We start from the raw sequence: 22702 nt of genomic DNA on the forward strand, positions 1-22702 counted from the left end.
AATTATTATTCTACAGGAAGACAATCCAACAGTATTCTTACTCGGAAAAGTACATGACCGCCATAAAACGCAATAACGAGGGGGTTTTTACAACTTTTTTCTTATTTCTAGGGTCTATTGGTTATCCATTAGAATAGAATTAGATTGGCGGTATATGCAACCTTACGCCTCACTACGACTTTTTTTTGCGGTCTTTCTCATTATGAAAATAGCTACTTCTTCTTTCGGACAATCAGTGGAAGATGTCGTTGTTAACCGCTCAGCAAGCAATATTAGTCTTACCAATTGGATACAAGAAATTGAATCAGCAAACCCGGTTCGGTTCTTCTATCGCCCTGCGTGGACCGACTCTATTACCGTTTCTCAGTCGTTCAGCAACACCCCACTTACCAAAGCACTTTCCACTATTATTCAGAATACCGATCTGGCCTTCACCACTTATCAGAATTATTACATTGTATTGCTTTCTACCGCCCCCGTAGCCACTCGCCGTTCTGCTACTGATGCCGATAACCGCCGAATAATCATTGGCGATTCACTGGCAGCCGACGGACAAACCGAAGCAGTAGTAAGTGGCTATATTCGGGATGGAAGTACCGGACAGGGCATTGCCGGCGCAACGCTTTTCTCGCCGGAGGCTGGACAAGGAACCTCCACCAACGCTAACGGCTACTACAGTTTAACTATCCCTACGGGCAATTACGACTGGGAAATTACCTCGCTAGGTTACGAAGCGGAAGCACGTAAAGTACGGGTGACTTCTGACGGATCATTTTCGGTAGATTTATTTGAAGAGACCTCTCGTTTGGAGGAAATTACTATTACCGAACGAGCGGAAGATAACAACGTGAGCGGAGCCCAAATGAGTGCTACCCGCATGGATATTCAGCGAGTACAGAAGATGCCGGCCTTCTTGGGCGAAGTAGATATTATTAATGCCATTGAGATGCTACCGGGGGTAAGCGTAGCGGGCGAAGGAGCTTCGGGCTTTAACGTGCGCGGAGGTGATGTAGGCCAAAATTTAATTTTACTAGACGGCATCCCCATCTACAACCCCTCCCACTTATTCGGATTTTTCTCCGCTTTTAATGCGGATCTGCTGCAAGATGCTACGCTATACAAAGGGGGCATTCCGGCTCGCTACGGCGGGCGAATTGCCTCAGTATTGGACATAAGCACCAAGGAAGGAAACCTGCGAAAACTAAAGGTAAGCGGAGGTATTGGAGTGATTGCCAGCCGCCTATCGGCTGAAATTCCGATTGTGAAGGAAAAAAGTAGTTTGATTATTGGGGGCCGAGCTTCGTACTCCGATTGGATACTAAACCGCTTGCAAGACATTACCCTTCGGCAGAGTGAAGCTTCATTTTACGATGCTAACGCTAAGTGGACGTATCGGCTCAATGAATCTCATAAAATTGGTCTGACCGGCTACTTTAGTAACGACAACTTTGGCTTAGCCAATGATGCTACTTATCAGTATCAGAACGCGGGAGGAGCCCTTCATTGGGATTACTTAATCTCACAAAAGTGGTTATCCTCACTAAGAGTGACTCAATCGCGCTACCGCTACCAAATTGGCGACGTACAAGATAGCGTATCAGCCTCCCAGATTGACGCTGCCTTCGACCAGACAGGGGGGCAGTGGAACCTGAACTTTTTCCCAAATGAAGAACACGAGATAAGTGGTGGACTTGAAGTAGCCCACTACCAATTTTCGCCGGGTGACCTTCGCCCCACCGGAGATTTTTCGCTAATTATCCCCCAAGAACTGGCGACTGAGCAGGCTTGGGAATTTTCTGGCTACCTAAGCGATGTTTACCAGATTAATCCGTTTTTGACCCTAACTGCGGGAGTGCGCTATAATTATTATCGCTACGTAGGGCCACGCGAGGTAACCAACTACGCTGAAGGCCGCCCCCGTCGGGTTGGTTCCACTACCGGAACTACCACCTTTTCTGAAGGTGAGACTATTGTTACCTATCAGGGCTGGGAACCTCGGGCGGCGTTACGCATCGGACTAAACAACCGAAGCAGTATCAAGCTGAGTTATAACCGTCTTCGGCAAAATACCCATCTAATTTCTAACACGGCCAGCATTACCCCAACCGATATTTGGAAACTGAGCGATCCGTACTTACCCCCTCAAATTGGCGATCAGTACGCGATTGGCTTCTTCCGTAACGTATTTAACAATGCGATAGAAGCATCAGTAGAGGTATACTATAAAGATATTCTGAATTTAGTGGAGTACCGCGATGGAGCCACCCTACTCATGAACGATCAACTGGAAGCCGACTTGCTTAGCGGAACCGGAAAAGCCTACGGAGCCGAGTTATTGGTCTCAAAAAATATCGGAAGGCTGACCGGCTGGCTCGCTTACACCTTCTCCCGCACTTTGCGTAGAGTAGATAGTGATTTTCCTGAAGAGCGAGTGAACCGGGGTGAGTGGTATCCGTCGTACTTCGATAAACCGCATGACCTTACCGTGGTAGGAAACTACCAATTCACTCGACGAGTACGCTTAGGCTTTAATTTTACGTTCAGCACCGGGCGCCCTATCACCTTACCCGAAAGCACGTACCGCATTGGGAGCTTCGATATTGCCAACTACTCCGACCGCAATCAGTACCGTATTCCGGCTTACCATCGGTTAGACCTATCATTTTCAGTAGATGGAAATCTGAAAAAGAAGAAGAAGTGGGACTCAAGTTGGACATTTGCGCTCTACAACCTCTACGGACGGAATAATCCGTATTCTATTTTCTTTCAGAGCACCGGTTCTGGGCGGTTTTCAGCCTTCCGGCTGGCTATTCTGGGGCGACCATTTCCATCAATCACCTATAATTTTAAATTTTGAGCGTTATGAAGGGAAGGGGATTTATTTTTGCATTTCTACCACTACTACTAACTACCTGTATTGATCCTTTTGATATAGGCGATGTAGTAAATGGCCAGCCACGATTGGTGGTAGATGGTTTACTCACCAATCAGCCTCAAGCGCACGAAGTACGCATCTCTTATTCATCGCCTACCCTAAATACTTTTGATCGGGAAGTAGTGTCGGGGGCTGACGTTTTTATTGAAGACGAAAACGGCAGCCAGGTATCACTAATTGAAGATACTGAACGGGAAGGCGTGTATCTAACCCCGAGTAACTTTGCCGGAACTGTAGGAGTTACTTATACCTTGCGGGTGCGTACCGCAGAAAATGTTAGCTATCGCTCTTTACCGGAGATGATGCGCCCGGTAGCTGAGATTGATAGTATCTACGCCGAACTGGACAGTCGACAGTCCCTTTCATCCCTTGGTACCCTGCTGAATAATTGGGGAATGCAGTTCTACGTAAGTACCGGAACCGGTACGCCTGAATCGAACTTTTACCAGTGGAAATGGGAAGAAACCTATCAGTTCACAGCTCCCCTAGCCCGAGAAGACCAAATTATTCAACCAATCTGTTACCAGTCGGGCCGTCAGTTTAACCAGCTTCTTATTGGTTCTTCGCAAGATTTCTCCCAAGATCGCATTGGGCGGCAACCGATTACTTTTGTATCTAAAAATACGTATAAGCTTCAGCAACGCTACAGCTTACTGGTGAAACAGCTATCACTTTCTGAACGGGCTTTTAACTTCTGGAGCGATGTAGAGGTGCAACGTGATACTGACGGCTCTTTATTTGACCCACCCCCCTCTCAAATTATTGGCAATATGGTGCGCGACGATGATCCCGAAGATATTGTACTTGGTTACTTTCAGGTATCAGCAGTAACCGAGCAGCGATTTTTCATTACCCGAGCCGAAGTGCCTGCTAGTCCTGGTGGGCCAATTGGAGGGTTTAGCTCCTGTGTAGAGTCTTCCGAACCTCCGGCGGATGGAAATAACGGCGAATCCTCAGGTGGTCCGGATGATGGCCCCCCAGATTTTTGCTACGATTGCACGCTGATACAAGGAACTACTACTGAACGACCTTCTTTTTGGTGATTATGAAGAGAGTATACTTTGGTTTACTGTGGCTAGTGCTAATTCAGGCACCAATATTAGGCAAGGCGCAAGGTGTAGGCACTATGCTTCAAAACTACGCCAGCAAGTCAGCAACCGAGGAGGTGTTTCTCCAGCTATCCGAAACAGCAGTTGGGGTTGGTGATACAATCTGGTTTCAAGCCAGCATCAATCAACCGGATACTGCTCAGAACCCTAGTCGGGTAGTGTATATAGAGCTGTTTAATCAGCAAAAAGTAGCGGTGGCGCAAGGCATTTACCAAGCCTCGCTAGGAGTAGCTACAGGTCAGTTATCGCTGCCCGATAGTTTAGTCGGTGGGTGGTATCAGCTTCGGGCGTATACCCAGCACATGCAGAACAGACATTCTAGCAATTTTTTCACCCAGCCTATCTTAGTAGTTAATGTTAACGCTACTAATCCCTCGCCCGCCACCCGGCCTAACCCGCCAAGTTTTACGCTTCATCCGGAGGGAGGAAACTGGGTAGCCGATAAAAAAACTAACGTAGTTGCTCAACTTTATTCTTCTGCCAATCACACCGACACAATTCGCCTGGAAATAATTCAAGCGTCTGATTCGGCAGTAGTAGCGCAGGCAACTTTCTCGCACCGCTTAGCGAAACTTTCGTATACCCCTCAAGCAGATACCAGCTACATGGCTCGGCTCATTACCGCCGATACTAGCTACACCCAACTTCCTAATGCAAAACCTGACGACTGCACTCTTCGGGTCAGCAGCGATGGGAATCAACTAAAAATTGATGTTACCAAGCAACCGAGTATCCGGGAAGTCTTTTTGGCCATTCGCTCCGGTAAGCAGCTATTACACGCTCAAGCGGTAAACCAACCGTCTTTTTCAACCTCAGTGCCTACCTCTCAAGTACCGGGCCTGATTGAAGTAGTACTGCTTGATAATCAGGCGCAGGTGCTCGCACAACGATTGTTTTATATTGATGAACCAACCAGCAGCTCTTCCATTAGCTTATCTAAAACAACCGTATCGCCTCGCGAAGAACTACACGTTTCCCTGAGCGACATCCCCAATTTGAATGAGGTGACGCTTGCGCTGACTGTTCGTAAAACTCATCTTTCTCAGCATCCGCTTTCGGTAGCGGTGCTAAATAATTTTGGCTTAGCGGGTGTATCCTTACCCACTGACCTACCGGCTAGCCAAACTTCCGCCTGGGTTAATCAGTGGTTAGTTACCCAAAAATCTTCTTGGCGTAGTTGGCCTAAGATGCTTTCTCAAGAAGATTCTTCCGAGCGTTTTATAGCAGAAGATGAAATGCTCCTTATCACCGGAAGCGTGCATACCTCTCAACCCATTGGTGAAGACGATCAGGTGTTACTTTCTATTCCTGGGGATGACCCCTACTTTGAGTACAGTGAGATTACGGAGGGTGGCAGGTTTGCTATCCCCATTTCTCGGGTGTACGGTTCGCAAAACTCTATTCTACAGTATAACTCTGCCACCGATGAACAGCCCCAGAGTATTCGTTGGAAAGTAGATAGCACCTTTGCCTCATCGCCTCCGGCGAAATTCTATGCACCTTATACCATTACGAATGATGAATGGCAAAAGCTTGTAAATGAGTATCGTACCAGAAAGAGTATTCAGCAGGGGTACTACTATTTTGAAGACAATGCTGAAGATACGTTAGGCCAGTCTAGAAAGCAGTTTAGGTTTTACGGTGCACCCAACGTACAAATTGACCCTGAAGATTATATCGCTCTGCCCTCCTTCGAAGAAATCTGTAGAGAGTTGCTACCGGGAGTACGGCTCATGAAGAAAAAGAAAGTGTATGATTTTGATGTTTTCAACCCAACATCACGCAAATTTCTACCCAACGAACCTACGCTACTGTTAGATGGCGTTCCTATTCAAGATAAAGACTACATCATTAACTTTCCCCCCGATCAAATTGATTTCATTGAGACGGTAAACCGCCGAACGTACTACGGTAATGTGCGACTCGATGGAGTAATTGCTCTGTACACCAAGCAGGAGAAGGCATATGAAGATGCTCTCGCGGGGCGGGCCCACTTTACTACCCTACCCTACTACACTCCGCTGGTCTCCTTTTCATCACCCGATTCTCTAATTGCCTCATTGCCTGATTTCCGAACGCTGTTGCATTGGAAGCCAAATGTTACTCTTGATACCGACGAAACCGGCTCGTTGTCATTTACTACTTCCGATGAGCTTGGTCAGTACGAAGCCGTGTTACAAGGGGTAACCAAGGAGGGTGAAGTCATCTACGAAATAGCTACTTTTGAGGTAAAACCGGCTGACCTTCCCTAAAAAACGGCTTATCCCTTTCAGATAAATCGATAATTCTTAATATCTTACTGAGCAGATACAATTACATAACCATGACAAAAAACGAAATTTCCCGTCGCTCTTTTCTTTCTTCCGTCAGTATGCTTGCTGCTGGCTCTATGATTACCGCACCCGCTGGTGGCTTTGGCCTCACCGATGAAAAGCTCAAAGTAGTGTTGGTCGGCACCGGAGTGCGGGGCACCTCCTTCTGGGGTAAGCGACTGGTGGAGCAATATCCTGACATTTTAGAGTTCGTTGGCTTAAGTGATATTAATCCGGGACGCTTAGCGTATGCGAAAAAATATATGGGCGTAGATTGCCCTACTTTCACCAACTTTGAAGAGATGGTCACCCAGACCAAACCCGATTTGGTGATTGTAACCACGAAAGATTCTACCCACCACGAATTTATCATCAAGGGCTTGCAAATGGGCTGCGACGTGCTCACCGAAAAGCCGCTAACCACCGACGAACGCAAGTGTCAGGCGATTCTGGATGCAGAACGGAGCTCTAATAAAAACCTAATTGTTGGATTTAACTACCGATGGAGTCCCTACGCTACCAAAATTAAAGAGTTGTTGATGAATGAAGCAGTCGGAAAAATCACTTCGGTAGATTTTCATTGGTACCTAAATACGTACCACGGTGCTTCGTATTTCAGACGCTGGCACGGGTTGCGCCAAGCAGGAGGGACGCTATGGGTTCATAAATCTACGCACCACTTCGACCTGCTGAACTGGTGGCTCAATTCCGACCCGGCCGAAGTTTTTGCTTATGGAGCACTAGAACACTACGGGGTGAATGGCCCGTTCCGGGGAGACAACTGTCGCTCCTGTGAGCACAAAAGTGACTGTAACTTCCACTGGGATATTACTAAAAGTGAGCGGGATATGGATTTGTACGTAAAGAACGAGGAGTACGATGGCTACATTCGCGATAACTGTTTGTTCCGGGAGGATATTAATATCTACGATAAAATGTCAGCCCAAATTAAATACGCTAACGATGTAGTAGTAAACTACTCGCTCACTACTTATTCGCCCTACGAAGGCTGGCGAATTGCTTTCAACGGTATGGATGGCCGGATTGAAGCCTGGTTGGATATTCCGTACTTCAAAAGCGAAAATATGAGTCAATCGGAATTACACGCGGCGGAAATGAATCAGTCGGGCGAAGACGAAGCCCAATCCGAACCACTGATTGTACATAAAAACTGGAATAACTTCGAGACGGTCAATGTTCCGGTAGAGCGAGGTGGTCACGGCGGAGGTGACAAACGGCTGCACGATAAAATCTTTAAAAATCCTGAAAAAACTGATCCTTATGACCGGGCAGCGGGAGTACGCGACGGTGCCATGTCTATCTTAGTGGGAGTCGCAGCCCGCAACAGTATTGAATCAGGCGAACCCGTACGAATTGCCTCACTAACCGACCTTCAGCCTCGCGCCAAGCGAATTTAGCTCACTGATAGGCCACTATTTTAGCAATTGTTAAGAGCAAAATGGTTTAGTCTGATAGTATTGCTAACTATTATTGTAGAACTATTTACTGCTGTTTATAGTATGTATATGTGCATACCAGCAGAACTATTATGAAAGTCGGCTCTAAGCATCAATCAGCAGAAATGCGGCGACAGCAAATATTGTCGGCGGCCGATTTGGTACTCATCGATGTAGGCGTTGAAGATTTTACTATTGATCAAGTTGCCGAACGGGCTAACATTGCCAAAGGAACTGTCTATAAATACTTTAAAAGTAAGGATGAGATTTTAGCCGAAATCAGTGCCAAGGCGATCAGTTTACTACTACAAAATTTCCGGCAAGCAACCGCTAGTCATACCCACAGTGTAGAAAGGCTTAAAGCAATATGCTGGGCGGCCTATCGCTATTATCAAACTCATTTGGCCTACCATGAGTTGTTGGCTTATATAGAACGCCCTGACTTTAACATTGATTTTCAGGGATATACTAAAATCAGCCAATCAGTCCAGGATTTCTGCGAAAGTATTATTGCGGAAGGCCAACAAAAAGGCGAAATAAACCCTTCTCTCAACCCCGAATTATTAGTTCGGGTCATTTGGGCTACCAATATTGGGGTCATCCAATTTGTGCAAACTAAGCAGAAACTAATTCAGAATATTCACGAGACTTCGATAGATGAGATGATTGACATCTCGGTACAGATAATGGCTAATGGCATTTCTACCAATAAAAAAGACTGATAGTCATTTTATAATAATTATTTATTCCTCTCTAACTGTTTGATTCTCTTCAAGAAACGTATATTTATCACCGCCATTTACAATTTTGTTTAAAAATTTCTCTCAAAGAACTAAACAAAAATATCGATACTGCGATTAATCAATGGTGACTGTTAGTCATTTTTATAAACACTTTTAAACCGCAGTAATGAAATATCTCAAATTCGCCACTTTAGGATTGCTTGGAATAGCCCTGAGCATCACCCTAATTTCTTATGTGACCAAATCGGAAAGCAAAGCATCTGCTGCTTCCAGTGAGTCTAACAAGACTGAATCCACTAGTTCATCCAATACCGTGCGTCTTAGCACCTTAGAGCTAATTCCTGTGGAGAATCGGGAAAAAACCATTCAAGTTCCAGTCAGCGGACGAGTGGTACCTAAGAACCAAACCCAGCTATTGGCCGAGGTACAGGGGCGCATTCTACCGGCATCGTGTAAATTCAAAGCTGGTCAGCATTTTAAGCGAGGCGAGGTATTGCTCTACGTTGATTCCCGCGAATTTGCGCTGAACCTGGAAGCCCAAAAAAGTGCCTTTCTCAATATTTTAACCGGAATTATGCCTGATTTGAAGGCGGATTATCCCAACAATTATCAGCAGTGGCTTACTTACGTGCAAGCTTACGATAGTGGTCAGCCACTACAACCACTTCCCGAAACTTCTTCGGAAGGCGAGAAGTACTTCATTACTTCTAACCAGGTGTACAACACTTTTTATTCCATTAAGGCACAGGAAGAGCGGTTGAACAAATATACCATCCGGGCACCTTACGCGGGGTTAGTAACTGATGCAATGGTGGATATTGGCGGTATGGTATCGCCGGGACAACTGTTGGGTACCCTTATCAGTAGCAGTGACTATGAATTGGAAGCCGGGGTAACCTTGGAAGCCACTACTAACCTCAGCGTAGGTGACAAACTGACGTTTCAGAGTAACGAAATAGCGGGTACCTGGATCGGCGAAGTAGTTCGCATTAACGATATTGTTGATCCCCAAACCCAGAATATTCCCGTATTCTTTCAAATGCAGGGGCCTTCACTCAAGAGTGGTATGTACTTGGAAGGGACATTTGCTACGCGTAGCTACGAAGATGTATTCGTCATCCCGCAAGCAGCACTGTCCCGCGACGAAAGTGTGCTGATACTGGAAGAAAACGTAATTGTCCGTAAAGCCATCACCCCCGTTGAGTACCTGCGCGACTCTATTATTGTGCAAGGTCTCACCGAAAGCGATCAGCTGATTTTAAACCAGTTTGGCACGCCCGTAGAAGGTAAAAAAGTATACCAGGATAACTAAGATTAATCGCTTGTACCGGACAGGTTTCGGAAGATAGCAAGAATAAGTAATACGCTATGAAAAAGATTATTGAATTTCTCACCCAGCGTCCCAGCCTGGTCAACATCTTCATCGGGCTGATTGTGGTCGTCGGATTGTTCACCCTTTCCTCCATCCGCAACACATTTTTCCCCTCCGAGCCAATCAACTTCATCTCCGTCAATGTTGTGTACCGAGGGGCTTCGCCTCAGGAGGTTGAAGAGGAAGTGATTAATAAAATAGAAGATAACCTTCAAGGACTAAAAGGAATCCTTCGGGTTACTTCTACCGCTACCGAAAGTAATGGCAACGTGCGGATTGAAATGAAAGAAGATGCCGATGTCAATGAAGTATTGCAAGACGTTAACAATGCCGTTGACCGGATTACTACTTTTCCTAGCGGAACGGATACCCCGGTTATCCGCAAAGAAGAACCACTTAACTATACCATGACCGTTAGCTTAGTGGGCGACGTCGGTTTGGCTACTTTGAAGGATTACGCTAAGTATATGAAAGACGAACTAATCCTTTCGCCCAGCTTATCGCAAATTGCCATCAGTGGCTACCCCGAAGAGGAAATTGAGGTGCGGGTGCGCGAAAATGACTTGCGGGCGTACGAGCTAACTTTCGAGGAAGTGAGCCGGGCCATTCAGCAAACTAACCTCAAAGCTTCCGGTGGGGAACTGGAAACGGAAGACCGTAACATACTAATTCGCCTTAACAGTCGCGACTACTACGCCAAAGGCTTGTTGAATACTGTAGTAAAAGCTACCCCCGATGGTAAGGCCATTTTGCTTAAAGACGTAGCCGAGGTAAAAAACCGCTTTACCGATAAGCCAGACGCCACGTTTATCAACGGTCAAACCGCCGTGACACTGAAGATTTTTAGCCGCTTTCAGGAAGATATTCTAGACAACGCCGCCTACGTAACCGACTACATGCAAGACTTCAACGAAGGGCACGAAGGGGTAGAAGTAGTGATAGTGGAAGACAATAGTGTGGGATTGAATACGACCATCAGTACGCTAACCAACAATGCGTGGCAGGGTATTTTGCTGGTCCTTATTGTGCTAGGGCTGTTTCTGCACCCGCGCATTGCCTTTTGGGTAGCCTTCAAAATTCCGGTAGCCCTGCTGGGCATGTTTATCTTGTCTAACTTCTACGGGATGACGATCAACCAGCTTTCGCTGTTTGGTACTATCGTGGTACTGGGTATTTTAGTAGACGATGGAGTGGTAGTAGCCGAGAATATTTACCAGCATTACACTAACGGAAAAAATAGACTGCAAGCCGCTATTGATGGTACCCTTGAAGTGGTTCCGGCAATTGTTTCTTCATTGACTACTACCGCCCTCGCTTTTTCACTTTTCTTCTTTTTGGATGGCCAGCTAGGCGACTACTTTTCGGATATTTCCTTCGTGGTATGTGCTACGCTATTGATTGCTTTATTAGAAACCTTATTTTTTCTGCCGGTACACGTGGCTCGCTCTAAGGCTTTAGGTAAAGATGACAAGCCGTGGAAACTAACTCAAAAAACTAATGAATCGCTGATTCACTTTCGGGATAAGGTATATGTGCCCATTATTAACTTCGGGGTACGCCGACCGTGGGTGCCCATCCTGGGCGTAGTGGTCGCGATGGTGCTTTCTGTTTTTGCCATCGGCTCAGGTACCATCAAGAGTACCTTCTTCCCAGCTATTGACCAAGACGTGATTACGGCGAGCTTAGAGCTACCGCTAGGCACTGACGAAACGTTGGTGAATAAGCGGTTGGCGCAGATGGAAGAAGCCGTTTGGAAAATCAATGAACGCTACAGCGTCCAGCGCGACGATAGTGCTCAGGTGGTTAACTACGTGGAGCGCATCATCGGTCCGCGTAGTAATGAAGGCAAACTAAATATTTACATGATGGAGGGCGATGCCCGGGGAATTCGCTCGTTTGAGATTGCCGGAGCTATTCGGGATGAGGTTGGCCCCATTCCGGAAGCGCGTAACCTAGCCTACGGCAGCATTCCGGTGTTTGGTAAACCCGTTTCTATCGCCTTGGTAGGTAGCGACCTGGAACAACTACGCGACGCTAAAACCCAACTTCGCAGCTATCTAGAAGAACGCAGCGACCTGAAAGACGTAACCGATACCGACCAGCAAGGCGTACCCGAGTTGGCGATGGAGCTGAGCCCCAAAGCTCGGTTTCTTGGGCTCACCGAAGCGCAAGTGTTCAATCAAATCCGCCAGGGCTTTTTTGGATTGGAAGTACAGAGTTTGCAGCGAGGTGACGAAGAAGTAAAAGTATGGATGCGTTACGATGAGCAAGACCGACGGTCGGTAGATCAATTGGAAAATGTACGCTTGAGAACGCCCAACGGCGCTTCCTATCCCATGCGGGAACTCGCTACTTTTACTGATAAAACTAACGTAGCCTCCATCAACCACCAGGAAGGTACCCGGGAGATTCGGGTTGAGGCGGATGTAGAGAATTTGCTGGTCTCGGTACCTGGCGTGCTAGCTGAGGCTGAAGCCACGGTTCTAAAAGATATTCAGCAGCAGTTTCCCAGTTTACGCTACACCTTGGAAGGCGAGGCTCGCCTCTCGAGCAAAACGCAGAATTCCAGCCAGGCACCGAGCTTAATCATATTAGTGCTCATGATTACGGTGCTGATGTTGAATTATCGCTCGCTGAGTAAAACCCTCGCTATTCTGATAATTCTTCCCTTTGCCTTTGTTGGCGCGGCCTGGGGCACATTTTTGCACGGTATCCCGTTTAGCATCTTTTCTATTTTGGGTATGATTGCTCTCTGGGGGATTTTGATCAATAATGGGCTAGTGTTGATCTCTACTTACAACGAAGAACTGAAGAAGGGAAATTCAGTAACCGAAAGTTTGAAGTCGGCCGCTATTTCGCGATTCCGACCGATTGTACTTACCACCATCACTACGGTATTTGGTTTAGCTCCGCTGTTGCTCAATAATTCAATCAGTGCCCAGTTTATTAAGCCTACCGCTATTTCGGTAGCCTACGGCCTGGTTTTCGGCATTGTACTTACGCTGTTTTTCTTGCCCGCGCTGATACTTTCTTTTCATAAACTGAAAGAATTCTATCACCTCAAAATCCGAAAAAAGGATGTAAAATCAGAGGAACTGGATGTAGTCTTCCGCGAAATGAAGCAACAAATTACCTAAAACCTAATGAGTGATGACTAGTGATGAATGAATAATAAAATATCAGTCATTCATCACTAGTCATTATTCATCAGTCATTATTCATTAATCATCACCACCATGAACGCTATACGTATTTTTATTTTTTTCTGTCTCTTCAGTGCAGCTCCGGTTGTGTACGCTCAGGAGACACTGACCTTGGAAGAAGCGATTGATATGGCACTGACCAATAACCAGGAGATCGCTATTCAGCGTAAACAAACCGATATTGTTCGCAATAATGTGTACAAGGGCAACGCCGGGTTGCTACCGACGATCAGCTTGATTGGTAACGGAAGTTACAGCAGTGGCAACACCGAAGTAACGCTTCGGACGTTCACCGAAAACCCTGCCCAGATTACCATTGACGAAGACAACGTCGTGACCGAACAGGCTTCAGCCGTAGTCCAGGCCGACTACGTATTGTTTGCTGGGTTTAGTGGTCAGTACCGCTATCGGTTGCTGGAACACGCGGCTACCATCAGTCGTTATCAGCAGGAAATACTGGTAAACAACACGGTGCTATCGGTAGCCGAGCTGTTCTTAGAAATCGCTAAACTTCAACGCCGGGAGGAACTGCTGCGTGAAACCATTGAGATTAGTCAGGAACGGCTGGCCAAAGTCAATGACCAGTTCGCCTTTGGTAAGGCCACCGGATTGGATATTCTAAGAGCAGAGACCGATCTGAACCAAGATCAAACCGCGCTGGATGATATACGCTTAGCTAAAAATAACCTGTTGAAAGACCTCAGCTTTCTAATTGGTCAACCCGCCGAATCTAACTACGCAGTGTCGGCGGTCTACCAACTACCCAAGGTAGTTACCCTGGATAGCTTGAAGCAACAGGTGCTTCAGAGTAACCCCGAGCGTAAGCTACAGGCCGAAAGCATGATGGCTGCCCAAGATCAGCGAAAACTTACCCAAGCCAACCAGTACCCTCAGCTAAGTGCTTTTGCCAACTATGGTTACCAGTGGCAACGAAACGATGTGCAACAGTTGGCCGAGTTGCAAAATATTGGGTACACGGCTGGAGTCTCACTCCGCTACAACTTGTACCGGGGTGGACAAACCCGCCGGAACTTACAAAACGACCGACTGGCAATTGAGGCCGAAGAGGTTCGCTTACAGCAGGTGCGTGAGCGTTTGGTTAACCAAGCCATTAAAGAATATAGTACGCTGGAGTATCTGCAAGCGCAGTTGAGCCGGGAAAAAGAAAACCTAGACACGTTCACTGAGAGTTTTGGCCGAATGCAAGAACGGTACTACAATGGTAAAGCTACCTCGCTTGACATCCGAGATACCCAAACCGCTTTACTAAATGCGAACATCACCGTCAGTGATATTCAAGCCGAAATTATTCAGTCGTTTATGCGACTCGAGAACTTACGCGGAGGACTGATAGGAACCACTCCCTAAACAAGAAAGGTAGCGCATAATTTACTTAACCCGTATAATTAGCGATTATGAAATCCACCGAATCAATTACTACTTTATCGATGCCCCAAAGCTATCAACAAGGATGGAAAACGGCTCAACAGCAACTTGATCGTCAGCTTTATTTACGCCCGACTAAAGCGAAGGGTCGGGGCAAGACAGATCGTTAGCCTCAGCTTATATTTTCCAGGAATCTTCTCGGTAAAGCAACTATCACCACTTCTTTCATCGAATATTTATGCTCTATTTGCTAAAAAAATACCCTAAGCAAACCGATACTGCCCTATTAATTCTAGGGTTTGTCATTGGTATGAATTTTTTAGCTTACGTTAAGTACGCCGGCGTAGATTGGCAATATTTCTACCAACTTCATCCTTCATTTCTGCTGATCACCCCTACGCTAGAAGGATTAGTCTTGGGTACCACATTGGCCGTGATGGAGCATGTTCTCTTCAAGCGGTTTTACGTTAGGTTCAGCTACAGCCAAGCTTTGTTGATGCATATCATCATCACTGCCATAGTTATTGTCATTACGTTGTTGGTGGGAGAAATTTTCAATCAGATAGTATTTAATAAACAAGATTGGGGCATAGCTCTACCCACCGCTTGGCAGTTTATACAGTCACCATTAAATGCTTCTCTATTTGCCTACTCACTGGCACTAGCAACGCTACTCAACTTTTTTCGACAGTTGGGTAACCACTTTGGCCATAGTATAATCTTGGACTTCATTACCGGAAAGTACGTTCGCCCTCAAGAGGAGCACCGGACTTTCATGTTTTTAGACCTCAATCAGTCTACCACCATCGCCGAGCAACTGGGGCACGTGAAGTACAGTCGCCTGTTGAATCAATGCTTCAACGATCTTTCAGAATTTATTTTACGCTACGAAGCAGATGTATACCAGTACGTAGGCGATGAAGTCGTACTCACCTGGCATACTGACCAAACGAAAGAACCCATTGATATAGCTGGATTGTACTTTGATTTTCGGTCGAAACTCCGCCAGAATGCCGTTAGCTACCGCGAAAAATTTGGGGTAGCCCCTCAGTTCAAAGCTTCGGTGCACACCGGTTTGGTCTCTATCACTCGGGTCGGGCATCACCGTAAAACTCTAGCTTACCACGGTGATGTACTCAATACCGCGGCTCGCTTAATCAATATTTGCAGTAGGCTTAAGAAAGATTTACTAGTAACGGCTACCTCTGCTTCGTTCATCCAGCGTAGTCCCCAATATCGGGTAGATAACGTAGATACACTGCTGTTACGTGGTAAGCATAACACAACTCAAGTGTTTGAGGTGATACAGTTACTTGAGCCTTGGTCGGCTCAACTACAGGGTAATGCACCCTTATCTAACGCTGCCCTATGAAAAGTCTTTACTTCACTATTTAATGACTGAAGCACATTTACTTCATAATTCTGCTTTCTATGAAACAAGAACCCATTGATATACTGCTTTCTCCTTTACGGCGCGTATTAGCGCACCCTTCTACAAGTGGTTTACTTCTATTGCTTATGGTAGTAGTCGCTATGATTTGGGCCAACTCACCTTGGGAAGCGGCCTATCATCATCTATGGGAGACTCACTTTACCATCGGATTTCCAGGTTTTTCACTGGATAAGAGCTTGCATCACTGGATCAATGATGGGTTAATGTCCATTTTCTTTTTTGTGGTTGGTCTGGAAATCAAACGAGAAATCATTAATGGCGAACTATCCAGCTGGAAGCAAGCTTCGTTGCCAATTGCCGCAGCCGTAGGTGGCATGGTTATCCCTGCACTGCTCTATTTGGTTTTCAACTACGGTGGGGAAGGAGCTAGCGGATGGGGTATCCCAATGGCTACTGACATTGCATTTACCTTAGGCTTACTCTCACTAGTGGGTTCACGGGTGCCGCTTTCGCTCAAGATATTCATCACTGCCCTAGCTACAGTTGACGATATTGGTGCGGTGTTAGTTATTGCTATTTTCTATACCCCGGACGTCGATTTTGTACACCTCGCTTTGGCTGGTGCTTGCCTGTTAGTGATGCTCAGCGGCAACCTGTTAGGCATTCGGAATGTCTGGTTCTACCTATTCTTTGGCATAGTAGGCTTGTGGACAGGTATGTTATTGTCGGGAGTACACGCCACACTAGCTGGGGTATTGGCTGCGCTCACTATCCCAGCCCGGGTGAAAGTGGAGGAGCAGGAGTATCATCATCTACTAAAAAGCTGGTCGAGGCACTTTGCTCAAGCACCTTCCATTGGTGGCCCGCTCATCTCTAGCGACCAGCTGCATATTACCTTAGAGGTGGTCAAGGGAAGTGTGCGAGCCACCCCACCCTTACAGCGACTGGAGCACGTTATGGCCCCACTGGTTACTTTCGGAGTAATGCCTCTGTTTGCTCTAGCCAACGCTGGCGTGAGCATCAAAGGTGATATACTAGCCATGCTAGCTCATCCGGTGAGTCTGGGTATCATCGTAGGCTTGGTGGTTGGAAAAATTGGAGGAATCTGGCTGTTTTCCCGCATTATGGCCACCGCTGGTTGGGGACGTCTGCCCAAGAGTAGCAACTGGTCACAAATGGGAGGAGTAGGTATGATGGCTGGTATCGGCTTCACCATGTCGCTCTTCATTGCCGAGATGGCCTTTACCGACCCAGTACTAGTGCAACACGCCAAGATTGGCATATTAACTGCTTCTTTTCTGGCCGCCGTGACGGGTATGTTGTGGCTATACTTTCTACCGACTCGGCCTACTAGTGCTCGACATTCCCCACGTCCAATGGCTAAAAAGTATGCCCAATAATTTCTGTGTTTCAATGACCTTTAATTTACGCATAATGAAAACCTTGCTACTGCTGATCCGTACGCCAAAGCACAGTGGGCTGCTATTTAATAGCATTTTGGTAGGCTTAACTAATTTAACTCTACACATCAATAATTCTTTAACCTATTACTGGTTTTACCTTAAGGCTTTTTCATCCAGCTCTTTAGTATAAGTGTCGTATAATTAGCCTTGATTTTTTACTATGCCTAAGCAGTTTCTTAGAAAGGTTCTCTACTTCGGATATACACTATGCTTCGGATTACTAATTCCCTACTTAGGTACAGCTCAGTCCATTGATCGGTTGGTTGATTTTTTTACCCTTCAGCCTAACCAGCGAGCCGCTCGGCAGGATACTAGCCTATACCCAGCTAAACTAATTTTAACTCCGTTGGTCGCTTTTTCACCCGAAACCAGCTTAGAGTTCGGGGTTGGAGCTAAGTACTTGTTTAAGTTCCGAGGATCAGGTTCGGAAACCCGCACCTCCAATATGCCACTTTCGGCAACTTACACCCTCAACAATCAGGTGTTGCTATTTTCCGGATTTTCCATTTTCTCCAATCAAGAACGCTATATGCTGACGGGTAACCTACGGTTCCGCGTGTTTCCTCAGTATTTTTACGGTATTGGTCGTGACAGTCCTTCATCGGCGGAAGAGGAATACTCATTTACCCAGGTAACCATTGAACCGATTTTACTCAAACAGACTTGGCTACGTTATCTATTTGTAGGAGGCGGGATGCGCTATAACTATATCGGTAATATGGAGTTTGAGGCGGAAAGCGTACTAGCCGAGAGTGACATTTTGGGGGCAGATGGCTCTACTTCCGTAGGTGTTGAAGCCTCAGTAGTTTACGACAATCGGGATAATATTCTTACTGCTCACCGAGGGTGGTACGTTTATTTGACACACGGTTTCTACGAATCATGGTTGGGAAGCAGCGCTACCTTTCAGTTAACCCGGTTCGATGCCCGCCGATTTATTCCACTCCCCGACCGCAGAAGTGTGCTGGCGTTACAACTACTAGCAACTTTTTCATTTGGCGATGTGCCGCTGAATGAGCTAGGCGCACTGGGTGGGGATCAGATTATGCGAGGATACTACGACGGACGGTTTGTTGACAATCATCTGTTAGCACTTCAGGCCGAGTATCGGTTTAAAATATTGGGTCGGTTAGGTGCCGTAGTATTTGCTGGAGCCGGCGATGTGGTTTCGCAAACCCGGGATTTTCGGCTAGGAAACTTTCGCCCCACTGTGGGAGCTGGATTACGCTTTTTAATTGACCCACGAGAAGATTTAAATATTCGCTTTGACTACGGCATCGGGCGTAGTACCCAGAACTACTACTTTCAGGTGGGCGAAGCATTCTAAATCGTAGAGATCATGAAAAACAGAGCCAACCGTAAATCAAACCCCAAACAACAATGAGTTTCTACCAAGTATTTGACTTTTTGCGTGACCTGAACAAAAATAATAACAAAGCCTGGATGGACGAACACCGCGGGCGCTACCATGAAGTACGCGACTTTATGCTTGGCTGGATTGAAAATCTGGACAAACGGCTTCAGGAAATTGATCTCGGTTACATGCCGACTCCAGCTAAGAAGGCGATTAGCCGCATCAATAATAATTTGGTATACAAGCCCAATGCTCCCACTTACCGCGATCATTTTGGGGCAGAAATGAATAAAGCGAAAGACAAAAGTGGTTTTTACGTTCACATGAGCCTGAACGGCAGTTTTATCGGCGGTGGGTTCTATAATCCTTCCAAAGATCAACTGGATAGCATCCGCGATGCGATTGATTACAATGGTGAAGAGCTCAAGAAGATCATCTCCAAAAAATCGTTCGTTGAAACGTTTGGAGAAATGAGTGACAAGGATGCACTAAAAACGGCACCCAAAGGCTTTGCTCAAGACCATAAGCATATTGATTTGCTACGGATGAAAAGTTTTGCCGTAATGCACACGATTACCCAAAAAGAAATCATGGCCGATAATTTCACTGATAAAGTAGTGAAAGTGTACCAAGAGATAGTACCGTTTAATCAGTATCTGGAAAAAGCGGTGAGTGTCTGAACAACAAATCTAACCATCCTCTTTCAATAGTCACGTCATGTCTTTTGTTACCCAGTTTTCTTCTATGCGCGACTACGCTGAGCGCATGAAATTGCCCATTAGGCCTGAGGTAGATAATTTCGCTATTTTCGACTTTGCTGATTTACCTCCGTTGGCTAACGTTTCGCTCACAAGCTACCAGCAGCACTTCTTTGAAATTACCCTAGAAATTACACCCATGTGTTCGCTTCAGGTAGATGCGTTTCATTTTCCTGCCAGCGGACATCGTATCTCTTTCATTCGGCCTTCCTGTCTACTTTCACTTCAACAACCGGCAGACATCACCGGAAGAGGCTTTACCGTATTTATTGGTCAAAAGATAATAGAAGAACTCTTTCTCACTACGCGCTCTTTGGGTATATCTCCCCTTTTTGATCCTACCCGTTCGCCAGTTATCTCTTTGACTTCTAAGCTATTACACGAAATAACGGATATCTTTGCACAGCTATACTACGAGTACACCGAATACGGTGCAGCCGGCAAAACTATTCTTAGAGCATATCTGGGCATTTTGTTAGAAAAAGTGGCTCGCCACTGTGCTTCCACAACGAAACTTCCGTCGGTTTCACGGGCTGCCGAACTCACGGCTAACTTTCATCGATTCTGTCAGCGTCATTTTCGGACCCACCGAACAGTGAAAGATATTGCTTCGGAAATGAATGTATCGCCCAAGTACCTTTCGGAAGTAGTGAGTCGTACCACTGGCCAGAAGGCACTGAGTATTCTCAACCGCTACCGGATTGATCACGCAAAAGCGCTTCTACTCCAGACAACACTTAGTCCAACCGAAGTGGCTTACCACCTTAATTTCGAGCATCCCAACTACTTTTTCACACTGTTTAAACAAACTATCGGTCTAACCCCTCGGCAATTCCGGTATATGTAGAGTATTATCCGACTTTTCCGAATAAAGCCTCTGCTTGTGCCTGTATATCTTTATGAAACGCCTTGGTAGTTTCCTGGGCTATTAATCTATCTTAAGTATTCATACTAATTAGTTTAATCATGAATGATACCCATCAAGCATCGAATCAAGAACAAGTATTGCGCCAGATGATCGAGCAAGACTACGCTTCGCTCTGGACTAAAACAGCTAAGAACCCTCTAGATATGGCTCAAGCTACTGAGGTATACCTCACTACCAAAGAACTTGTAGTAATCGACCCAGATTTAGGAATGGCCGACCCTGGTGCTCCTTCCCGAGCTGTAAGTTACGAGACTATTTTCCCGCTATGGTCGCGCATGTGGGAGTTTGTAGAAGAAGGGGGAATTACAAGTGTATTTAATATAAACATTCACCTATACTCGGAACAAGCCTTTGCAGCCTTTGATGCGACCGGAGAGATGAAATTTAAGAACGGCGAACAGGTATCACTCTTCCGTAATGTTACGCAGTGGTGGGTATACACTTCAGCGGGATGGCGCATTCGCTACGAACATGTATCGGAAGGAAAGCCAGCTGGTGAAGGGCAAGTGAAAACTAGCCCTGAAAATGTTGTCTGACTGACTCACGGTACTGCTCTCCAATGGGAAGCTCTTGTCGACTAATTTCTACATCCTGTTTAGTGTAAGCCGTGATTTGGTTAACATTGACGATGTATGAACGATGAATCCTCAAAAAGCGATCGTCTAGCAGTTTTTGAAATGCCGAGATACTGTACTTGACGGTGTGTTTCTCATCAACGCAATGAATAGTGATATAGTCTTTACGACTCTCAACGTATAAAATACTATCTAGCAATAGCTTTACTTGCTTCCGATCTTTCCTAATAAAGATATGGTCTTTTCGTACTACTTCGCCGGGCAGGGCGGTAGTTGGAGGCACTTCCGGTTGCTGACTCAAAAATTTCTCAGTGGCCTTGAAAAGACGCTCAAAGGTGATTGGTTTTAGTAGGTAGTCAACGGCATTTAGCTCAAACCCATCGAGCGCGTAGTCTCGGTAAGCAGTTGTAAAAATGACCTTCGGTTGGTGCAACAGATTTTTGAAAAATTCCGTCCCCTTCATTAGCGGCATCTCAATGTCTAAAAAAAGAAGGTCAATCGTATGTTGTTGTAACACCTTTCGGGCTTCCAGGGCGCTGGCGCAGGTGGCGACTACCTCAAAATCGGGTAACTGGGCTAAATGGGTCACAATGAGTTCACGAGCCAATTCTTCGTCATCAATAACTAAACAAGCGTACGTCATGGGGCTTGCAGGTTTAGAGTCACACAATAAGTTTCGGTTGTTTGCTCGATCTGAAGTTGATGAGCGTTGGGATAGAGCAACGCTAACTGTTTTCTAACGTTCCTTAGGCCAATAGCTGGTTTTATTGCTTTACCGGGCGGAATACCGGCTGGCACTGAGTTTCTGATACGGAAGGAAATGGTCTTCGCCTGGGTACTCAGTCCAATAGCAATGGTAGCTTGATTAATTTCTTGGCTTACCCCGTGTTTGAAAGCATTTTCAACGAAGGTTAATAGTAGCAGTGGAGCAATCTTGAGGTCATAGTGTAGCGAGTTATCAAAAGTGATGGCTACCCGTTGGCCGTAGCGAATTTTTTCTAACGTAAGATAGTTTTCAATCAGCGCTACCTCTTTAGCAAGCGGTACGTAGTCTTCATTGCAGCGGTACAGCATATAGTCCAGCATATCGGATAGCTTACTAATGACTTCGGGAGTTTTATCTGATTTTTTGACCGCCAATGCGTACACATTATTCAGGGTGTTGAATAGGAAGTGAGGGTTGAGTTGATGCTTTAAGGCCGTGAGTTCCGCTGTCTTTTTTTGCTCGTTGATCTTCGCCAAACGCTGTTGATTGCGATAGAACTGAAAGAGCAACAGCAATACCGTAGGCGAGAAGAAGAAAATTGCTTTACTGGCCGTCACCGAAAGATTAGCTAATCGCTCGGGAACCGAAAAATACCCAAATTTTTCAAACTGCCAAGCGTACGACTGAGGATACATAGGCTCGAAGTAGTAATACTTCGCGGCATAGTACCCAGTGGTAGCCAGCACCAGCAGAAGGGCGAGTAGCCCTCCAAACAAAACAAATCGCTTTTTGTCCAGCAATTTCGGCATGAGAATGTAGAGCGTCACGTACGCCACGATCACTTGCAAAGCAGTCATGACGGCCATCACCCCGATCGAGTGGCTGACATTGTTATAAATCACCCGACTAGAGGTGATGATATGAAACACAAAAATGACTATCCAAAAAAGTAGGTGCCGCAGGAAAGGAGTATCTACTCGCTGGTATGTCTCTTTCAGAAAATGCATA

The 22702-nt window shown here is 46.0% G+C and carries 17 protein-coding genes; 15 read left to right on the plus strand and 2 right to left on the minus strand.

The genetic code is table 11. The features are described 5' to 3' along the window. Positions 1-202 precede the first annotated feature (202 nt). The 15 genes from P0M28_RS11740 to P0M28_RS11810 all read left to right on the plus strand — a co-directional run bounded on the left by P0M28_RS11740 (position 203) and on the right by P0M28_RS11810 (position 20949). Positions 203-2857 carry a TonB-dependent receptor gene (locus P0M28_RS11740; RefSeq protein ID WP_302210095.1) on the plus strand — a complete coding sequence of 885 codons (2655 nt, stop codon included), beginning with the start codon at positions 203-205 and terminating at the stop codon, positions 2855-2857. A 5-nt stretch (positions 2858-2862) separates the two neighbouring features. Further along, positions 2863-3978: a DUF4249 domain-containing protein gene (locus P0M28_RS11745; protein WP_302210096.1), complete on the plus strand. Its 1116-nt coding sequence runs from the start codon at positions 2863-2865 to the stop codon at positions 3976-3978. A 2-nt stretch (positions 3979-3980) separates the two neighbouring features. Further along, complete coding sequence (locus tag P0M28_RS11750) at positions 3981-6296, plus strand: hypothetical protein (protein WP_302210097.1); 2316 nt, start codon at positions 3981-3983, stop codon at positions 6294-6296. 71 nt (positions 6297-6367) lie between these two features. Beyond that, on the plus strand, positions 6368-7774 hold the full coding sequence (locus P0M28_RS11755; RefSeq protein ID WP_302210098.1) for a Gfo/Idh/MocA family oxidoreductase: 1407 nt from the start codon (positions 6368-6370) through the stop codon (positions 7772-7774). Positions 7775-7905: 131 nt separating this feature from the next. Beyond that, the gene (locus P0M28_RS11760) at positions 7906-8535 is read left to right on the plus strand and encodes a TetR/AcrR family transcriptional regulator (protein WP_302210099.1); all 630 of its coding nucleotides are present in this window, start codon (positions 7906-7908) and stop codon (positions 8533-8535) included. Positions 8536-8722: 187 nt separating this feature from the next. Next, on the plus strand, positions 8723-9868 hold the full coding sequence (locus tag P0M28_RS11765) for an efflux RND transporter periplasmic adaptor subunit (protein WP_302210100.1): 1146 nt from the start codon (positions 8723-8725) through the stop codon (positions 9866-9868). A gap of 56 nt (positions 9869-9924) precedes the next feature. Further along, positions 9925-13065 carry an efflux RND transporter permease subunit gene (locus P0M28_RS11770; RefSeq protein ID WP_302210101.1) on the plus strand — a complete coding sequence of 1047 codons (3141 nt, stop codon included), beginning with the start codon at positions 9925-9927 and terminating at the stop codon, positions 13063-13065. A gap of 99 nt (positions 13066-13164) precedes the next feature. Continuing rightward, positions 13165-14499: a TolC family protein gene (locus tag P0M28_RS11775; RefSeq protein ID WP_302210102.1), complete on the plus strand. Its 1335-nt coding sequence runs from the start codon at positions 13165-13167 to the stop codon at positions 14497-14499. Between the two features lie 47 nt (positions 14500-14546). After that, entirely contained in the window at positions 14547-14687 is a 141-nt protein-coding gene (locus P0M28_RS11780; RefSeq protein WP_302210103.1) for a hypothetical protein, read from the plus strand. A 68-nt stretch (positions 14688-14755) separates the two neighbouring features. Next, a complete protein-coding gene (locus P0M28_RS11785) occupies positions 14756-15889 on the plus strand; it encodes an adenylate/guanylate cyclase domain-containing protein (RefSeq protein WP_302210104.1) in 1134 nt (377 codons plus the stop codon). Positions 15890-15948: 59 nt separating this feature from the next. Continuing rightward, positions 15949-17310, plus strand: a complete 1362-nt coding sequence (gene nhaA, locus P0M28_RS11790) for a Na+/H+ antiporter NhaA (protein ID WP_302210105.1) — start codon at positions 15949-15951, stop codon at positions 17308-17310. A 223-nt stretch (positions 17311-17533) separates the two neighbouring features. Beyond that, complete coding sequence (locus tag P0M28_RS11795) at positions 17534-18700, plus strand: BamA/TamA family outer membrane protein (RefSeq protein WP_302210106.1); 1167 nt, start codon at positions 17534-17536, stop codon at positions 18698-18700. Positions 18701-18753: 53 nt separating this feature from the next. Further along, a complete protein-coding gene (locus P0M28_RS11800; RefSeq protein WP_302210107.1) occupies positions 18754-19407 on the plus strand; it encodes a DUF2461 domain-containing protein in 654 nt (217 codons plus the stop codon). Between the two features lie 37 nt (positions 19408-19444). Further along, complete coding sequence (locus P0M28_RS11805) at positions 19445-20332, plus strand: helix-turn-helix transcriptional regulator (protein WP_302210108.1); 888 nt, start codon at positions 19445-19447, stop codon at positions 20330-20332. A gap of 119 nt (positions 20333-20451) precedes the next feature. Beyond that, complete coding sequence (locus P0M28_RS11810; protein ID WP_302210109.1) at positions 20452-20949, plus strand: hypothetical protein; 498 nt, start codon at positions 20452-20454, stop codon at positions 20947-20949. Here the strand turns inward: P0M28_RS11810 and P0M28_RS11815 are convergent. Then, entirely contained in the window at positions 20927-21631 is a 705-nt protein-coding gene (locus P0M28_RS11815) for a LytR/AlgR family response regulator transcription factor (protein WP_302210110.1), read from the minus strand. The two genes, P0M28_RS11810 and P0M28_RS11815, sit on opposite strands and share 23 nt — an antisense overlap. Next, positions 21628-22701: a sensor histidine kinase gene (locus P0M28_RS11820; RefSeq protein ID WP_302210111.1), complete on the minus strand. Its 1074-nt coding sequence runs from the start codon at positions 22699-22701 to the stop codon at positions 21628-21630. Before P0M28_RS11820 ends, P0M28_RS11815 begins: the two co-directional genes overlap by 4 nt. Position 22702: the final 1 nt, after the last annotated feature.

Source organism: Tunicatimonas pelagia, from assembly GCF_030506325.1.
Lineage (GTDB): Bacteria > Bacteroidota > Bacteroidia > Cytophagales > Cyclobacteriaceae > Tunicatimonas > Tunicatimonas pelagia.

Bases quoted from the DNA above. Each gene is read 5' to 3' on its own strand.
- P0M28_RS11815 (WP_302210110.1), bottom strand. From the start codon at position 21,631: ATGACGTACGCTTGTTTAGTTATTGATGACGAAGAATTGGCTCGTGAA.
- P0M28_RS11820 (WP_302210111.1), bottom strand. From the start codon at position 22,701: ATGCATTTTCTGAAAGAGACATACCAGCGAGTAGATACTCCTTTCCTG.
- P0M28_RS11760 (WP_302210099.1), top strand. From the start codon at position 7,906: ATGAAAGTCGGCTCTAAGCATCAATCAGCAGAAATGCGGCGACAGCAA.
- P0M28_RS11755 (WP_302210098.1), top strand. From the start codon at position 6,368: ATGACAAAAAACGAAATTTCCCGTCGCTCTTTTCTTTCTTCCGTCAGT.
- P0M28_RS11805 (WP_302210108.1), top strand. From the start codon at position 19,445: ATGTCTTTTGTTACCCAGTTTTCTTCTATGCGCGACTACGCTGAGCGC.
- P0M28_RS11785 (WP_302210104.1), top strand. From the start codon at position 14,756: ATGCTCTATTTGCTAAAAAAATACCCTAAGCAAACCGATACTGCCCTA.
- nhaA (WP_302210105.1), top strand. From the start codon at position 15,949: ATGAAACAAGAACCCATTGATATACTGCTTTCTCCTTTACGGCGCGTA.
- P0M28_RS11780 (WP_302210103.1), top strand. From the start codon at position 14,547: ATGAAATCCACCGAATCAATTACTACTTTATCGATGCCCCAAAGCTAT.
- P0M28_RS11750 (WP_302210097.1), top strand. From the start codon at position 3,981: ATGAAGAGAGTATACTTTGGTTTACTGTGGCTAGTGCTAATTCAGGCA.
- P0M28_RS11765 (WP_302210100.1), top strand. From the start codon at position 8,723: ATGAAATATCTCAAATTCGCCACTTTAGGATTGCTTGGAATAGCCCTG.
- P0M28_RS11795 (WP_302210106.1), top strand. From the start codon at position 17,534: ATGCCTAAGCAGTTTCTTAGAAAGGTTCTCTACTTCGGATATACACTA.
- P0M28_RS11800 (WP_302210107.1), top strand. From the start codon at position 18,754: ATGAGTTTCTACCAAGTATTTGACTTTTTGCGTGACCTGAACAAAAAT.
- P0M28_RS11770 (WP_302210101.1), top strand. From the start codon at position 9,925: ATGAAAAAGATTATTGAATTTCTCACCCAGCGTCCCAGCCTGGTCAAC.
- P0M28_RS11810 (WP_302210109.1), top strand. From the start codon at position 20,452: ATGAATGATACCCATCAAGCATCGAATCAAGAACAAGTATTGCGCCAG.
- P0M28_RS11745 (WP_302210096.1), top strand. From the start codon at position 2,863: ATGAAGGGAAGGGGATTTATTTTTGCATTTCTACCACTACTACTAACT.
- P0M28_RS11775 (WP_302210102.1), top strand. From the start codon at position 13,165: ATGAACGCTATACGTATTTTTATTTTTTTCTGTCTCTTCAGTGCAGCT.
- P0M28_RS11740 (WP_302210095.1), top strand. From the start codon at position 203: ATGAAAATAGCTACTTCTTCTTTCGGACAATCAGTGGAAGATGTCGTT.